Origin of the sequence: Psychrobacter fozii (assembly GCF_003217155.1) — a bacterium.
Taxonomy (GTDB): domain Bacteria; phylum Pseudomonadota; class Gammaproteobacteria; order Pseudomonadales; family Moraxellaceae; genus Psychrobacter; species Psychrobacter fozii.
In genome coordinates, this window is the sequence record NZ_QJSU01000005.1 from 170,071 (window position 1) to 185,700 (window position 15,630).

At 41.9% G+C, this 15,630-nt stretch carries 15 protein-coding genes; 9 read left to right on the forward strand and 6 right to left on the reverse strand.

All coding sequences use genetic code 11. The annotated features are described in order from the left end of the window. Entirely contained in the window at positions 1-453 is a 453-nt protein-coding gene (locus DFP82_RS08185) for a threonine/serine exporter family protein (RefSeq protein ID WP_110923241.1), read from the forward strand. A 182-nt stretch (positions 454-635) separates the two neighbouring features. After that, positions 636-2,000: a glutathione-disulfide reductase gene (gene gorA, locus DFP82_RS08190; protein ID WP_110923242.1), complete on the forward strand. Its 1,365-nt coding sequence runs from the start codon at positions 636-638 to the stop codon at positions 1,998-2,000. 101 nt (positions 2,001-2,101) lie between these two features. Here gorA and DFP82_RS08195 read toward each other — a convergent pair whose 3' ends face one another. Further along, on the reverse strand, positions 2,102-3,163 hold the full coding sequence (locus DFP82_RS08195) for an XAC2610-related protein (protein WP_110923243.1): 1,062 nt from the start codon (positions 3,161-3,163) through the stop codon (positions 2,102-2,104). A gap of 315 nt (positions 3,164-3,478) precedes the next feature. Between DFP82_RS08195 and DFP82_RS08200 the strand changes: the two genes are divergently transcribed. Then, entirely contained in the window at positions 3,479-3,691 is a 213-nt protein-coding gene (locus tag DFP82_RS08200) for a hypothetical protein (RefSeq protein ID WP_110923244.1), read from the forward strand. A 45-nt stretch (positions 3,692-3,736) separates the two neighbouring features. On the opposite strand, the gene DFP82_RS08205 is transcribed toward DFP82_RS08200, so the two are convergent. Beyond that, complete coding sequence (locus DFP82_RS08205) at positions 3,737-4,375, reverse strand: GNAT family N-acetyltransferase (protein WP_110923245.1); 639 nt, start codon at positions 4,373-4,375, stop codon at positions 3,737-3,739. A gap of 261 nt (positions 4,376-4,636) precedes the next feature. After that, positions 4,637-6,307 carry an FAD-dependent oxidoreductase gene (locus DFP82_RS08210; RefSeq protein WP_110923246.1) on the reverse strand — a complete coding sequence of 557 codons (1,671 nt, stop codon included), beginning with the start codon at positions 6,305-6,307 and terminating at the stop codon, positions 4,637-4,639. 514 nt (positions 6,308-6,821) lie between these two features. On the opposite strand from DFP82_RS08210, the gene truD reads away from it, so the two are divergent. Beyond that, positions 6,822-7,940, forward strand: a complete 1,119-nt coding sequence (truD, locus tag DFP82_RS08215) for a tRNA pseudouridine(13) synthase TruD (RefSeq protein WP_425450601.1) — start codon at positions 6,822-6,824, stop codon at positions 7,938-7,940. Positions 7,941-8,013: 73 nt separating this feature from the next. On the opposite strand, the gene DFP82_RS08220 is transcribed toward truD, so the two are convergent. Together DFP82_RS08220 and DFP82_RS08225 are read right to left on the reverse strand one after the other, a co-directional pair. Further along, on the reverse strand, positions 8,014-9,465 hold the full coding sequence (locus tag DFP82_RS08220) for a GGDEF domain-containing protein (RefSeq protein ID WP_110923248.1): 1,452 nt from the start codon (positions 9,463-9,465) through the stop codon (positions 8,014-8,016). A gap of 275 nt (positions 9,466-9,740) precedes the next feature. Continuing rightward, entirely contained in the window at positions 9,741-10,622 is an 882-nt protein-coding gene (locus tag DFP82_RS08225) for a PHP domain-containing protein (protein ID WP_110923249.1), read from the reverse strand. Between the two features lie 364 nt (positions 10,623-10,986). Between DFP82_RS08225 and ispZ the strand changes: the two genes are divergently transcribed. The 4 genes from ispZ to mnmC1 all read left to right on the forward strand — a co-directional run bounded on the left by ispZ (position 10,987) and on the right by mnmC1 (position 14,600). Further along, the gene (ispZ, locus tag DFP82_RS08230) at positions 10,987-11,538 is read left to right on the forward strand and encodes a septation protein IspZ (RefSeq protein ID WP_110923250.1); all 552 of its coding nucleotides are present in this window, start codon (positions 10,987-10,989) and stop codon (positions 11,536-11,538) included. A gap of 171 nt (positions 11,539-11,709) precedes the next feature. Next, positions 11,710-12,039: a YciI family protein gene (locus tag DFP82_RS08235; RefSeq protein ID WP_110923251.1), complete on the forward strand. Its 330-nt coding sequence runs from the start codon at positions 11,710-11,712 to the stop codon at positions 12,037-12,039. Continuing rightward, positions 12,036-12,476 (forward strand): SH3 domain-containing protein, encoded by a 441-nt coding sequence (locus tag DFP82_RS08240; protein ID WP_245905683.1) that lies wholly within the window; start codon positions 12,036-12,038, stop codon positions 12,474-12,476. Before DFP82_RS08235 ends, DFP82_RS08240 begins: the two co-directional genes overlap by 4 nt. Positions 12,477-12,515: 39 nt before the next feature. Next, positions 12,516-14,600, forward strand: coding sequence for an FAD-dependent 5-carboxymethylaminomethyl-2-thiouridine(34) oxidoreductase MnmC1 (gene mnmC1 / locus DFP82_RS08245; RefSeq protein ID WP_110923253.1), 2,085 nt, complete (start codon positions 12,516-12,518; stop codon positions 14,598-14,600). Between the two features lie 22 nt (positions 14,601-14,622). On the opposite strand, the gene yiaA is transcribed toward mnmC1, so the two are convergent. Further along, positions 14,623-15,180 (reverse strand): inner membrane protein YiaA, encoded by a 558-nt coding sequence (gene yiaA, locus DFP82_RS08250; RefSeq protein ID WP_220034726.1) that lies wholly within the window; start codon positions 15,178-15,180, stop codon positions 14,623-14,625. A 181-nt stretch (positions 15,181-15,361) separates the two neighbouring features. Here yiaA and DFP82_RS08255 point away from each other — a divergent pair, with 181 nt between their 5' ends. After that, positions 15,362-15,580, forward strand: coding sequence for a YjbQ family protein (locus DFP82_RS08255; RefSeq protein WP_245905684.1), 219 nt, complete (start codon positions 15,362-15,364; stop codon positions 15,578-15,580). Positions 15,581-15,630 lie beyond the last annotated feature (50 nt).

Here is a 15,630-nt window from a genome sequence, read left to right on the forward strand (position 1 = left end):
ATGTGGTTTATCGAAACCGTCGTACTGTCTTGCATCATCACCCTTGGTTGGACGCTGATGTTCACCGTTCCCAAGCGCTATATTCTGCCATGTTTGCTCATGACTGCTTTTGGGTTCGGACTAAAGACTGCCCTTGTCCATCAGCAAGTACATCTTGTAGTAGCTAGCTTTTTTGGAGCGATGCTTGCCAGTTTTTTGGGTGTGTATTTTTCTAAGAAATATACCCTACCGCCTAAAGCGCTTATTTCGCCAAGTGTCATCTGTATGATGCCCGGTATCGCCGCGTATAAGGCCATGGTCAGTATGGTGCAGATTGGCTATTTTGGTTTTTCAGACGAGTTATTTAGTCAAATGATGGTGTACTTGTTTGAGGCTTTGTTTGTGACCTCAGGATTGGTACTGGGTTTGTCGATTCCTGGGCTGTTATTTTATAGACGTCGTGCTATTGTTTAAGTGGGTTTAGATAAGCTTAGCTATATAAATACTGACAACATGGAAGCAACTCAATACACCTTAACCATAAAAAACTTGTAAGATGGATTATAAGACCCATTACAGTAGAGTCCAAACCAATAGCATTCAAAACAATAAACCTTAAAACTGTACCAATAACAATTTAATAAAGAGACCTGATTATGACCAAACATTATGACTATATCGCCATTGGCGGCGGCAGCGGCGGTATCGCCTCAATCAACCGTGCAGCAAGCTATGGCAAAAAATGCGCTATTATCGAAGCCAACCAACTGGGCGGCACTTGTGTGAATTTGGGCTGTGTTCCTAAAAAGGTGATGTGGTATGGCGCGCAAGTTGCCGAAGCCATCCATAAATATGCGCCCGATTATGGTTTTGATGTTGAGTTTAAAGGTTTTGACTTCCAAAAACTGGTCCAAAGCCGTCAACAGTACATCGAAAATATTCACCGCTCTTATGACAATAACTTGGCGAAAAATGGCGTCGAAGTGATCAAAGGCTTTGCCAAGTTTGTCGATACCAATACCGTAGAAGTGAACGGCGAACTCATTACCGCTGATCATATTTTGATTGCTACGGGCGGTCACCCGATTCAACCAAACATCAAAGGTGCAGAATACGGCATCGATTCTGACGGCTTTTTTGCGTTAAATCACTTGCCAAAACGCGTGGCGATTGTAGGCGCTGGTTATATCGCTGTCGAAATCGCAGGCGTACTAAACAGTCTGGGTGCAGAGGTGCATTTGTATGTGCGTAAACACTCGCCACTACGCGCATTTGATCATACTATTGTAGAAACCTTGCTGATAGAGATGGAACAAGATGGTATTCATCTACACACCAACACTGCCATCAATGAAGTCAATAAAAATGACGACGACAGCCTGAACCTATCTACCAATAGTGGTGGCGAAGACTGTATTGACACAGTAGATTGCTTGATTTGGGCCATTGGTCGTGCGCCTTCTACGGACAATATCAATCTGCAAGTGACAGAGGTCGCGACGACTGAAACTGGCAAAATCAAAGTCGATGAGTTCCAAAACACCAATATCGACAACATCTATGCAGTCGGCGATATTATCGAAAACAGTGTTGATTTGACCCCAGTGGCGATTGCCGCAGGTCGCCGCTTGTCAGAGCGTTTATTTAACAATAAGCCCAATGAGCACTTAGACTATACGTTGATACCGACGGTTATCTTTACTCATCCTGCTATCGGTACAATCGGTTTGTCTGAAATTGACGCGATTGAACGCTATGGCAAAGACAATATCAAATGCTATAAATCGAGCTTTACCTCTATGTATAGTGCAGTGACTCAGCATCGCCAAAAATGCACCATGAAATTGGTATGTTTGGGCGATGACGAAAAAGTCATTGGTCTGCACGGTATTGGTTTTGGTGTTGATGAGATGATTCAAGGCTTTGCAGTTGCCATCAAAATGGGCGCGACTAAAGCTGACTTTGACAATACGGTTGCCATTCATCCCACTGGCTCAGAAGAGTTTGTGACGATGCGTTAGTTGACGATGCGCTAAACTTATTATCTTAGCTAAAAGTAAAAGGCTACTCTCAACGGAGTAGCCTTTTTAGTTTGGAATGTCCCGTCCTAGAATAAATGTTTTTATCTAACGCTCACATTGTCAAAATGCCCAAGTTTTTCCAGACTTCCCTGCTCGCTCTGTGGCACTGACTTGAGTAAAACGCTCTTATTAGATTGTCTCACCGTAATGCCTTGCTTATTGATCTGATAAACCACAGGCTTATTGAGAAAGCTAAGTGTTTTTTTAGCCGTGTCATAAACAAATGGCCCATCATAATACAGCTCGATTCTGTCATTTTTATCGGCAAAGGCATAATACATCTGCTCACCTTCCTTGTCATAAGTCTTATTTAAAACCATTTTTTTACCGTTATCTAAATCCAACTTATAAATGAAAGGCAATGTCCCATCGTCGTTTTCGTTATCGTACTCAGGTAACATCTCATAACTATCTTCTACCATTTTGCCATTCACTCTTGTTCTCTCGGTGATAGAAATTAGACCTTTTGAATTATATTCCTCTACAAGCACATGTACCGCCACCGGCTTATTATCGATCACTTTATGCTCTGAATACTGATGCCATCCTGCGCCACTCTTACTCATGGTATCTAAGGTTTTAGTGGTTTTATTAAACCCAAAAAATCCGCAATAGCCTTGTGCTAAATCAGTAAATCCTTCGCTATGAACGAAAGTCTCACCATCTTTTAGATAAACTTGATAAGAAGGCCCACCATAGCAACCATTGCGCCCATCTTTTATCGCTAAATCTTTTTGTCCATCAAAATTAAAATCGTCATAGATCAACACACTATGTTCGCCATAAGGAATACTAACGATATTGGCACTGACTTTTTCACCCAACTCATGTTCTTCGCTATTACTTAACTCATATTCAATATCGATACTAGCAGGTTGACTGATAAGGGTTTTATGTGTCTTCTCATCTATAATTTTGATGATACTGTTCGCCTCATAGCCATACTCGCCTAATTGGTCAATGACTGCATAATAATCGTCCGAGAAACCTTGGATTTGATAGGTTTGCGCCAAGGCCGAATAGGACAATAGTGGCGAAACTAGCAGCCCCGACAATAAAGCAATCGGTTTGAGTCTCATATTAAGTATAAAAGCTATATTCATATCTATCCTTAGTGCTTAAAACTTTCTGAACATTTAAAGATGTATTCGAATAGCCAGCAAATGATAGGATTAATACAACTATTTTACTTAGAGCATACTCTCAATCTACACAATACATATTCAATGAGCTATACAAAATTATAACTTTAAACCCAACTTAATTTCTCGATATTTGCCTATTTTTATTTAATATTGCTTTTTTATAATTGAATCACTTCTGTTTGAATAGCTCTAAAAAGTTTAAGTGAAGTCACGTTCATACAGACAGCGCAATCACGATGCTGCTATCATGCGCTTAATAATGGTTGCTGAGAGATGACTGTGTGGCAGGTGTATTTATTTATATTACCGATTGGTCTTGGGATCATGACGTTAGCAGCAAGCTTGCTTTGTTTATTTGCTTATCTTATGTCTGATGATAATGCCACGCGCTTGCCAGCATTTAATTGGTTTAAGCGATTAATCATCGTGGCATTTTTATTGTTGAGCGTGGGTCTGTTTATGACTTTTAGATATTTTTGGGGTTAAATAAAACATCCTAGTTCTGAGTGTCTTTTTACTAGACCTACATTATCAGCCAACCATTTTTTCTAGCTCTAATAGCTCTAAATCTTCACGCTTTGGCTCGCCATTATTGCCATCATTGGGAAACGGCATTTTATTACCATTTAACTGATACCCACGGCGCTCATAATAAGCCAATAGCTCAGGACGATGGCTAAGAATAGACATGGTCAAACAGCTCAGGTGATTCTGTGACTGTAAGTGTCTATCTGCAAAAGTCTCCGCCGCTTGTAGGATCACGTTACCAATGCCCTGCCCTTGTAGCACAGGATGTACCGCAAACATACCGATATAAGCTTTTTTATTCGAGTCAGCATCAGTTTTAATATCGACAGCGATACAGCCAAGTATCTCACCCGTTTCTTCTCCATCGCGTTCGCCGGTTATCGTTTTTGGATAAACAAAGTAATAGTGGTTCGGGTCATTAATAACAGCAGCAAGCTCAACTGAGGTGGTTCGAATACCACCAATCAAATCGGCCTCGTTGGTCCAACCTGATGTCTCGCGATAGCAGCAATTTAATAGCTGCTCAAGTGCACTAATATCATCTAATGTGGCTTCACGTAGAAACACAGACTCTTTACTCAAGTGGTTTTCATTTATAGTACTCTTATCTACAGTGCTCTTATTTATAGTATTTTCGCTCATATTATAATTTTCCTTTTTTATTCATGTATAAAAAAACTGGCTTAGACTCCTAAGCCAGTCTAGGGCATGTCATCAATTAGATTGTGAGGCTTAAAATGAGAAAAATTGTAGATAAATGAGGAAGAAATTGCCGTTAATATGAACATATTGACAAAACTTCTGACGATATTTATCAAAATTTAGCCATTTTAAGACCACTAAATGTATTAATGTGCTAATTGATGACATGCCCAAGATACTAATACTTATTGCTTGATAGTACTAGCGCGATAACACTTTTGCTTGATTAATAATATCGAATCCTGAGTTGATTTGAGCACGAGTTGGGGCTTGACCTATACGTAATAGCTCAGCAAAAGCAATTAGCTCTTGGTCACGCCCTAATGTACTGGCCGCAGTGGCTCGGCTATTCTCATTACTGTCATCATCAAAGTAGTATTCAATATAATTCAGCGTGTCTGGGGTGCCAAGTAATATGCTGTTGTCTGGTGTTTGGGCATGGCCACTATAGCGTAGGCTTTTGCCAAATTGCATAGTCCAAAAAAACGGCACACGGGCATCTAACGTTTCTACTGTCTCGTCTTTTAATATCGCAGCTGCCGCCACAAGCCCATGCTGTAATGCCACTCGCCAATGCTCAATACGCATACGCCCCATTTGCCCAGATGCTTTTGCGATATCACCCAGTGCATAAACTCCATCACGCAATTGCAGCTTGCTATCGACCTGTACCCCATCAGAGTCGTTGACCCCTTCTAACAGCTCGGTATTGGCAGATACCCCAGTACCTAAAATCACAATGTCGGCATCGATATGCTCGCCATTAGCAAGCGTCACACCACCTACTTGTGAAAAGGTTTGTCTTGCCTCACTGCTGTCAGACTTGTTTTCAACCTTGGTAATTTCATTCACGTTGGCACCTAACACAAAGTTAATGCCGTTTTCTTCGTGCAACTTGATAAGTGCTTTGCTAACAGTTTCTGAGATGATATTACCCATCACTCGGTCAGACTGCCCAACCACTGTGATTGAAGCTGTCGTGCCTGCCTGCGCTAAAGCCGAAGCGACCTCCATACCAATAAAACCAGTACCGATAATCACTACACGCTGATCATGACTGGCCGCTTTGATCAACTTGGCATCATCCATACTGCGTAAGGTATACACGCCATCTAAATCTGCTCCAGTAATAGGCGGTATGGTAGGCGACGATCCTGTGGCCACTACCAAATAATCGGCCGATATACTTTCATCACTACCATTGTCATCGTTGTTGCTGTTGCTGCTATCACTAACAACCATTAAAGTACGCTCATTGGGCAATACTTTGCTCACAGTTTGATTCAAGCGCAAATCAATATTATTGTTCGTGGCCCAGTCGCTACCGCCAAGCAGTAACTTCTCTTCTGGCATATTCCCTGCCAAAAAAGCTTTAGACAATAACGGACGATTATAAGGAGCTTTATTGTCAGCACTAATCAATGTGATATCACCGCCATACCCGGTATTTCTCAGGTAATGTGCCGTCATAAACCCAGCTGCACCGCCGCCCACAATCACAGTATGAGTGTCTTTCAATTTATCGTTTGATACGCTGATATTTTCTTTGGCTGACGTCGTCACAATCAACTCTTCGCCATTGTCAGTCAGTTGATATTGGGTCAAGCCTTCGGTGGCAATCGGCTCCAACAATGTGCCATCACGACTATCAAAAGTAGCATGATGCCATGGGCAAACCACACGGTTGCCACAGCGTAGCCCAGTACCTAAATCCGCTCCCGCATGTGGGCATTTACCATCAAACGCGTGAAACTCATCGTCGTCTCGAGTGATTAAAATGATACTATTATCATCTTGCTTGTATGATTTCATACCGCCACTTGGAATATCTGCCTTACTGATAGTAACTGTGTTAATCGTTGCATTGGTCATAAGTCTTCCTTAACGGTTATAATGGACTTCTAATAAGAATGGGGTGAAAACAACTCTACTTAATCAAGTAATTCAACAGATATAGTCAATCCTCTATAAAAGAGTGACAGCCTTAACTTCGCTTGAAGTATCAAACATACATCTGTACTCGGTTGCCTTGTATCTCTTTCAAACTGAATCAACTATAGTACTGATTTTCAGAATGCTTTTTTCATACCCTATTCATCGATAGTAACAAGACCATTTAGCACACGCTGTTTTTTTGTATGTTTACTGCGTTGCAAAACGTAAGTTTGCGAGTTTCGTTTAGACCCTCTATGACTATGACTTCCATTTTAAATTTACAATCAAAATAAAAGACTACTTTATGACTTATCCAGACAACCATATTGAAACGCCTACGATCTCTGACTCCGAATCACATTCGGAGAGCAAGCCAGTCACGAGCGCATCCGTTGATATAGCTGATATTGATATTACAGCTGCCGCAGATACTACGCAGTTGCCACAGCCGATGCAGCCACCGTTAAAACAGGCAACTTATAAAGCCAATACTACGGATTTCATCGTTAATGAGCTATTGCCATTAGACTTCACCAATGAAGGTGAGCATCTATGGTTGCATATAGAAAAATCAGGAATGAATACTGCTTATTTGGCCAAACTACTATCAGAGTGGGCAGAGATTCCATTGCGTGATGTTGGATATTCAGGATTAAAGGATCGTCATGCGTTGACGACACAGTGGTTTAGCCTACGAATACCAAAGAAGCAACTACCAGTAACTGAGTTTGCGCCAATAGATATCGGAGAGACAGAGTCAGTCACTATTCTCGCCCAGCATTGGCATAACAAAAAGCTCAATCGTGGTACGCATCGTGCCAATCAATTCGTGATTACCTTGCGTAATATTCAGTTTGAAAATATCGATACTGAGACACCAGAACCTGAGCAATTATTGTCTGCAAAAGAAGCAGTCGAGCAGTATTTATCGAATATTAGTCAGAGCGGCGTCCCCAATTATTTTGGTCCTCAGCGTTTCGGTCGTCAGGGCAATAACGTCAGAGAGGCACTATCCCTGTTTGCCCGTCCACCACGAGCGCCTCGCCCATCGTCTAAAAAAAGCAAAAGCAAGCGTGCCCCGCGAGAGCAAAACACGATGGAGCTGTCTGCAGCCCGTAGCTTGATATTTAATGAGATATTGGCAGCACGCGTACGAGATGGTAGCTGGAATACTGGTCTATCCGGTGAAGTGTTTAACTTGGATGGTTCAGGGTCTATATTTACCAGTGAAGAGATAGATGACACATTACGTGAACGAATGGCTAGTGGTGATATTCATCCAACGGCTGTGATGTGGGGAATAGACAATGACAAAGTCAGTAATGCGGCGGCAGACATTGAAAATGATACTGTACAACATAGCCTTTTATTGACGCAGTTAGCAGCAGGATTAGAGCAACGAGATATAAAGGCACAACGACGAGCGCTGCGTTTACCTATCGAAGCATTAACATGGGAATGGCGTGATTCAGAAGAAGACTCGCAGACACTCGTGTTGAATTTCACGCTAACGACTGGCAGTTTTGCAACCAGTGTATTGGCGAGTTTGGTACAGCAGTTGGTCTTTTAATTAAGTAGATACAGATTAGGACATTCATAGATGACATCTATCATCTATGAATGTCTAGCTGCTTTATCGATTTTTAATTACTATAAAGCGACTCTATCTTTGTATCGCCTGCTTTTAACATCTCGTTAGCACTCACAACTTTATCGCGCCCGAGGCCCTTAGCATTATACAAAGCCTTATCCGCCATACAGATCAAGCGCTGACAAATATCTTGGGGCAATTCTACTGTATCAACCTTTTTATCCGCTCGTTCACTATTCGACTTACTGACCTGTGGTTTTTTAAACTGATACCCTGATTCGGTTTGTGACAGTTTTTCGCATGTGTGCTTTATGCAATGACGCTCATCATGAGTCAGCGTGTATAGCCCGAGACTAGCGGTCACGTTAAAGGTAGTATTGTCATCGACCACGATGGTTTGATCAGCGATGCTTAGCCGTAGTTGTTCGGCAATAACCATCGCACTATCATGCTTCGTATCTGGTAGTACAATCAAAAACTCCTCACCACCATAGCGGCTAACAATGGCATCATCTGTCAAAGACTGTAGTAGTGCTTGTGCCACTGTCACTAACACTCGATCACCAATATCATGACCATAGCTATCATTGATGTCTTTAAACCAATCTAAATCTAATAGAATTACGCTAAAGTCTTGAGCACGTTCTATGCTCACTAATGCCTGTTTCATTTGCATCAGACCATAACGACGGTTTTTTAGTTGTGTCAGCTCGTCTTGATTGGCATGTTGTAAGGTTTCTTTTCTACTGTCATCTAATATCACTAACAAAGTACGAAACATATAAATGATAAAAATGGCTTTTGGTAACGACATATAAATATGGGTAGAACGCCACAACAGATTGGAAGATTGACGCAGATAATTGACACTATCCCAATTTAACCTTCCATTTGGCAGGACAGTGGCAGCGGTAGCGTCTTTCATCATAGCCATCTCATTATAAGTGACATAACTATGAATATTAGGAGGCAGCGTCGTAGCAATCATTTGACGCAAATTTGGTAACGTGATACCAAAATAAGGAAACAACGTTACTGCTAAGATTGCGATAATTTGCCCTACAAATGCTCGCCATACATACCGCCGGCTAATGAGCATCATTCCTAGCATAGCACCACCTACCAGTGAGACACCCGTTACCAGACTACTATGCCCTAATATGGTGATAACAAAGGTAATATAGGCACTATAAATGGTGATAAGTATCGCTTGCCACGTATACAAATTGCTCTTGGCGTTTCTAACTGGTGAAAAACGACTGGACATCCATAGTAAAAATACACCTACCATGGACACGAGAATCCATAGTGGATAGAGCAGAGTTATATCAACGTAATTACTATAAATGTCGCGGCGATACCAAACAAATAAGCACCACAGCCAATGTGAAAAAACCTCAATCACCATAAATGCTGCTAGTAGAGCAGTCCTATCAGCTGCTTCCCACTCAAAAACCGCCTTAGAAAGCTGCTTGTAGCCTAGATAAAACTTAGATACAGCCATAATGGGCTACCGCAAATAGAAAAATTGATAGAGCTAAAACGAGAATAACAACTGACAACTCATGATTACTACTGAAACCAAAACTACTTATTCAGTGTGGCCATTTATGCCTGAATTATCAATCCATTTGATAGTTCACGCGTCAATATCTGACGCTTTGTTTTAAACATTATTTCAATTGATATATTAATTCAGGCAACCTCCAAGATTAAACGATAATCAACCACTTTTCAGTGGATTTTATAGGTATTTTTTGAATACTTGTAAAACACGAATTAAGCAAACATCTTAAATGACTGCCAAACCCCTTGCTGTTCGGGGTTCAACGTCGGTACATCGCCCAAGCGTCGCCACGGCATATTACTACCATGAAAGTCACTACCAATTGAGGTGACAAGATTGTGCTCAGCGATACTACGATCGACCATTCTGCGGGTGCTAACTGGCTCACTATTGGCGGGCAGCTCACAAGCATCACCGCCTAACTGGGCAAATTCTTCAATCAGTTTGCGCACGCGAGTGGCTGAGAGTTGATAACGAGTCGGATGCGCCAGTACAGCCTTACCACCACAAGCATGGATTAGCTCGATACCATGCTGCATCGTTAGGGCCTCAATTGCCACATACGCAGGTTTATTATCTGCCAGATATTTATCAAAGGCCTTTTGTACGGTTTTTACTTCACCGCGTTCAAACAATACTTGACCAATATGAGCACGACCGACTGCTTGTGGATTACCACCTACTTTATCAAGTACAGCCTGCCATAGCTCATCATAATTAATATCCAGTAGCTCGCTAAGTTTTTCAGTGATTTTCTGACCACGAGTGGCACGGCTTTCTTGCAGTTGCTGTAGAGTGGCATCCATTTTTTCACGATCAGTAAAATCAAGACCTAGCACATGGACAATTTTGTTGGTTGATTTGTTTTTACCATAACCACCACTGAGCGTATGCTCACAGCTGATTTCAACACCATTAATGAGTTGCATATCACAGGCTGTAGCAGCGACTCTCGCCTCATCAATTCCCGCTAGCGTATCGTGATCGGTCAGAGCCAATACATTGACGCCAGCTGCATGGGCGCGTTGTATCACCTCCGTTGGTCCATAAGTACCATCAGAGTAGTGGGTGTGACAATGTAAATCTATTTTCATAAATAAGCCTTAACATTTTAAAATAATAAGTATTAAAGAGAGTAAGAAGCGATGCAATAGCCAGCCGTTGTATGGTCGATTCAATTCAAAAGTCATTCAAGCAAACCGAATGTAGATGTATATTAAATACTTCAAGTGGGGTTAACGCAGTAACACTTTTATGATGGAATGACTGTATTTAATATATAGAACTACTGACATTATCGAATCGTTATATTGGATAGCAGTGCTGCTCATGAGCCACAATCATAAAGTGTTACTAAGCAAGCCCGCTATATAGAATGATTATCGCGTTGATTGCTTTTTTTTGGTGCAGTAGACGTGTAAACTACCCCATACGTTTTTGGTGGACACCCTATTTGTTATGAAAGCCCTATTAGACTTTATTCCTTTAATTGCCTTTTTCATTGGTGCGCGTCACAGTGGTATCTTGGCAGGGGCCGGTGCTTTACTCATCGCCACTATTATCGTTTATGCGATTCATTTTATTCGCCAAAAAGGCAAGTTTGATAAGCAGCAATGGGTTGTTCTACTATTAACCATTCTGTTTTGTGGTGGTACCTTAATCTTACGTGATGACATCTATCTGCGTTGGAAATCACCAATTATTAACGGTATCTTTGCCTTGACGCTATTAGTAAGTGCCGCGATTAATAAGCCTCTGATGCAGCTAGCAATGAAAGATGTTTTTTCGCTCACAATGAGTGGCTGGAAAAAACTCACCATCGCTTGGGCATTGTTTTTTGCCATGATGGGCGTCTTACATTATATCACAGCGTTTACGATGTCAGATGAAGCATGGATCAACTTTAAAACGTACGGTTGGATTCCAATTATGTTGGTGTTCGTTATAGCTCAGTTTGCGGTATTAAAAAATTATTTAAATCCAGAACTGACAAACAAAACCACTAAGTAATACTTAGGCTATTATTTTATAATAAATACGATTTTTGAATATCCATAGTATTTCAACTATTTACAGTATTTTAAACATTTATAGTAACGGCATTAGTTGCTATGAATTAAGCTTTATTTATCTATTGATTAAACACACTTACATCAATCATCATTTTATTGAGGAAGTCTTATGTCCTTATTTGCCATTATTGGTCACGATGTTGCAGAGAGCAGCGCGCAACGTCAGATTACCCGTGTTGAACATCTTGACCGTCTTAAAGCACTGAACAATGAGCAGCGACTCATTATTGCAGGTCCAAATCCTATTGAGCATGGTCAAAGCGCTATGTCAGGCAGTCTAATCATTGCTGATTTTGACTCTCTGGAGGCCGCACAAGCATGGGCAAACGAAGAGCCTTACTTGCGCGACGGTGTGTACAGCCATGTAGATATCAAGCCGTTCATTCAAGCACTGCCAAAACCAGATGACAGCACATCAGAAAAAGTAGCAGCGTCGTGAGTCAGCGTGTCTCTTATTTGAATACACGTCATTACAAACTCAGCATAGCTACCCTAATGTTTATGGCTGCTGCATCGGTACAAGCTGCACCAACGGTGACGACTATGGATGTGAACAATCCATTGGCAACGATACCGGTGACAGAACCTGAAGCACTAAACGCTCCACCAACCAGCAACTCAACGTTGGATATCAATCGCACTTTAGCAGCGCAACTGCAGCCATCTAAACAGGCGTTGTCCGATGCCAATCAAGAGTTACTAAGCCGCAATGCACAGTTGCAACGTCAGGTAAACGACTTGCAGACCCAAGCAAACGTTTTGGTTTATGAAAGTAAAGGTCAGATTTTCTTGTACGGGGCATTTACAGTATTAATCAGTCTGTTGGTTGGTATCTTTATCTCGTGGCTAGTGTTTGTCCGCCGTGAGCGTTGGTAACGCACTCTCTATTTATTGCTCTGTCCTATGTGAGTGTCTATGTTCACGTCGAAGTCCACGTCTGCACCCAAAGAAACGCCTGCTACTCCTGCGCAATCTAAAAACGCTAACTCGCTAAATATCATCACTCCTGCCAAGATTGATTGGCAGGTAGACGATACGGGTAATCAAGTACCCGTATCAGGTGAGTTTGGCGATGTGTATTTTTCACATGCGGATGGTCTAGCAGAGTCACGATATGTGTTTTTAGCGCATAATCAACTACCAGAGCGACTGGCAAGCCTTGCCCCAAAGCAATGCTTTACGATCGCTGAATTGGGCTTTGGTACAGGGCTCAATCTATTAGCCACTTGGCTGCTATGGCGACAGTTACGCGAGACTCACCCACAATTAGCAACGGCTCGTCTACATTTTATTACCACTGAAAAATTTCCCATACCCCTTGCCGATTTAACGCACATTCTCACACTGTGGGCGCAGCGTGCGCCTGAGCTTGCAGAATTGATTGCGTCTTTTTTGGCCGCCTACCCACCCCTTATCGCTGGCTCGCATCGTTTAAACTTCTTTGATGATAATTTGACCGTTGATATGTGGTTTGGTGATGCTGCTGAGAGCTTGTCCAAGTTAGCATTAGATACTTCCATAGAACCTCCACCCTGCGTTAACGCATGGTTTTTAGATGGCTTTGCCCCTTCTTGTAATAGCACCTTATGGGCAGAAGATATCTTTACTCAGATAAAGCGCTTATCCTGCCAAGACACTACCTCTGCGACCTATAGCAGTGCAGGTATCGTTAAACGTGGGCTAAGAGAGCATGGCTTTGAGATTAACAAGGTCAAAGGCTTTGGGCGAAAGAACCAAATGCTAACAGCTGTTATGACTGATGCTGCCTGTCTATCTGAAAGTGATAGTCAGAGCAAGCCTGCTAATAGTGCATACAATGCTCCTGATCATAGTATCGTCATTGGTGCTGGTGTCTCAGGATTGCTAACGGCTTGGTCGTTGGCCAATCGTGGTATCCAAGTCACTTTATTAGACAAATCAGCGCCATTGGCAGGTGCGTCAGGCAATCCTCGGGCATTGCTTGCGCCCAAAATGACACCGATTCATCATGTCGATGAGCATTTACACACCATGGGTTATCTCTATAGTAGCAGACTATATCGTGTGCTGAATGAAACAGCTGCACAGCAAAATATAGCGCCCATATTGGAGCCAACAGGTGCTCTTGATTTACTAATCAAAGCCAATATCGGTACAGCGCAAATTGCAGATTATCCTAATGACATGGCAACCACGTTATCGCTTACGCAGGCGCAACATGCCAGCGGATTAAAGACGCAGGATGTATCGGAGAATCTATATTTACCGCAGTCAGGCTTGGTCAATCCACAAGCCTTAAAAAATACGATCCTGACCCATCCGCTCATTCATTTTCAGCAGTTAGCCGTCAATAATATTAGCGAGATGGAAAGTCATGTTTGTATTGAAGGGTATGATCAAAATCAAGAAATGATATCCATAACGGCTGATAATGTGGTGGTTTGTGCGGCGTTTGAGAGCCATCAATTGGATCAACGTATATTTGATTGTCGTAAAATTCGTGGTCAACTTTCTTGGTTTACGCCTACAGCCGAACAACTCGCAAACTTACCTAAAATACCACTCAAATATAGTGGTTACTGTACGCCATTCACTGCCCAAGCGGGTGATGAAAACTTAAATGACACAGCAAAAGGCCAACCTCAGTTTCTACTAGGGGCGAGTTTTATACGTAACGATACGAACACGGATATCCGTGAAGAAGAGCATCAGATTAGCCGTGACAAGCTGGTCACCGCCATTCCTGAAATGGCGTCGGTTGTGCCGACAGATATAAGTGGATGGCAAGGACGTGCTGGCGTTCGTACCCAAACACCTGACTACCACCCCATCGTTGGACAATTGATTGATAGCGAACGCGTTTGGGTAATGAGTGCGATGGGCGCTAAAGGCTATGCCATTGCACCACTATGCGCTGAAGCGTTAGTAGATAGGATGCTAGGCTCGTTTACACCTTTATCAACCGCGATGCTAGCACGCCTAGCACCAAATCGTACGCGTTTGCAGACACCGCTTACTTAATTATTTCTTTTAATGGAAAGCTTTAATCATTGCCTTCCATTCTAGATTTAACTGCACCAAAAAGTGACTTGCCAGAATCAGGCTGACTATTCACTTCTTTATCAATATTTATGCCGCTGTTGTTATTAAACCCTGTCATAGGCGTAATCAGCTTTCGAACTTGCTCCTCATCACGAGTATTCTTCTGAATGGTAACTGCTGCAAATAAACTAAGCGTAAATGCCATCATATAAAAGCCTCTCTCACTCAATATCAACCCATCTGCATTTACGAGTCCAATCACAATGAGGGCAATGGACAATCCTAGAGCAGCCCAACTTATCATGTAATACAAATTGGTTGTTGGAATACCTTCTGCACGGTCACGAATCGTCTTTTGCAAACTGATGGCGGCATATAAACCAAGTGCTAAAACAGCTAGATAATAGCCTTTTTCATTTAACAACATGCTTTGTGCATTCCATAATCCAATCAGGTATGCCAATACACCTATCAGCATTGCCCCCCAAGAGATACCTACATAAGTAGTCGTTGGTTTGTAAGCCGCTAGCTGACTTTCAGTAATTGTATCGTTATCCATTACCATTCCTAAGTGTATGTAGACTAACATTCATTAACGAAGCACGACATTTATCGACCTCCGTTTTTCCTTAACATAACACAATCGTATTATGTTGTAAGCTAAAATGTCTACTAATAGCTGAAATCCCAATTCATATATCAGACTAGATAACCGATCTATTACTATAAGAACACTTATAATGACAACCAATCAGATATATTATCACTATATAACAAAACGTTCGGATGACTTACCAGCCCATTTTAAAAGCATGGTGTTTGGCGTAATTTTGACCATTCCACTTATTAATGGAACGCTAGGATTGGGGTCGTGGCAAGGTATTTACTTGTGTGAACATAGAGACCATCTTGAAAAATATGGTGAGCAGCGAAATCTGGTTATTACGGTTAATATTTGACAGCACCACTGACTCTTGCATCTTACTGTGCTTAGAGCACACTTATTGGA

Excerpts from the sequence above, each read along its gene's own strand:
- DFP82_RS08200 (WP_110923244.1), top strand. The coding sequence starts at position 3,479 with ATGACTGTGTGGCAGGTGTATTTATTTATATTACCGATTGGTCTTGGG.
- yiaA (WP_220034726.1), bottom strand. The coding sequence starts at position 15,180 with ATGGATAACGATACAATTACTGAAAGTCAGCTAGCGGCTTACAAACCA.
- DFP82_RS08235 (WP_110923251.1), top strand. The coding sequence starts at position 11,710 with ATGTCCTTATTTGCCATTATTGGTCACGATGTTGCAGAGAGCAGCGCG.
- mnmC1 (WP_110923253.1), top strand. The coding sequence starts at position 12,516 with ATGTTCACGTCGAAGTCCACGTCTGCACCCAAAGAAACGCCTGCTACT.
- DFP82_RS08255 (WP_245905684.1), top strand. The coding sequence starts at position 15,362 with ATGACAACCAATCAGATATATTATCACTATATAACAAAACGTTCGGAT.
- DFP82_RS08185 (WP_110923241.1), top strand. The coding sequence starts at position 1 with ATGTGGTTTATCGAAACCGTCGTACTGTCTTGCATCATCACCCTTGGT.
- truD (WP_425450601.1), top strand. The coding sequence starts at position 6,822 with ATGCAGCCACCGTTAAAACAGGCAACTTATAAAGCCAATACTACGGAT.
- ispZ (WP_110923250.1), top strand. The coding sequence starts at position 10,987 with ATGAAAGCCCTATTAGACTTTATTCCTTTAATTGCCTTTTTCATTGGT.
- gorA (WP_110923242.1), top strand. The coding sequence starts at position 636 with ATGACCAAACATTATGACTATATCGCCATTGGCGGCGGCAGCGGCGGT.
- DFP82_RS08210 (WP_110923246.1), bottom strand. The coding sequence starts at position 6,307 with ATGACCAATGCAACGATTAACACAGTTACTATCAGTAAGGCAGATATT.
- DFP82_RS08195 (WP_110923243.1), bottom strand. The coding sequence starts at position 3,163 with ATGAATATAGCTTTTATACTTAATATGAGACTCAAACCGATTGCTTTA.
- DFP82_RS08205 (WP_110923245.1), bottom strand. The coding sequence starts at position 4,375 with ATGAGCGAAAATACTATAAATAAGAGCACTGTAGATAAGAGTACTATA.
- DFP82_RS08220 (WP_110923248.1), bottom strand. The coding sequence starts at position 9,465 with ATGGCTGTATCTAAGTTTTATCTAGGCTACAAGCAGCTTTCTAAGGCG.
- DFP82_RS08225 (WP_110923249.1), bottom strand. The coding sequence starts at position 10,622 with ATGAAAATAGATTTACATTGTCACACCCACTACTCTGATGGTACTTAT.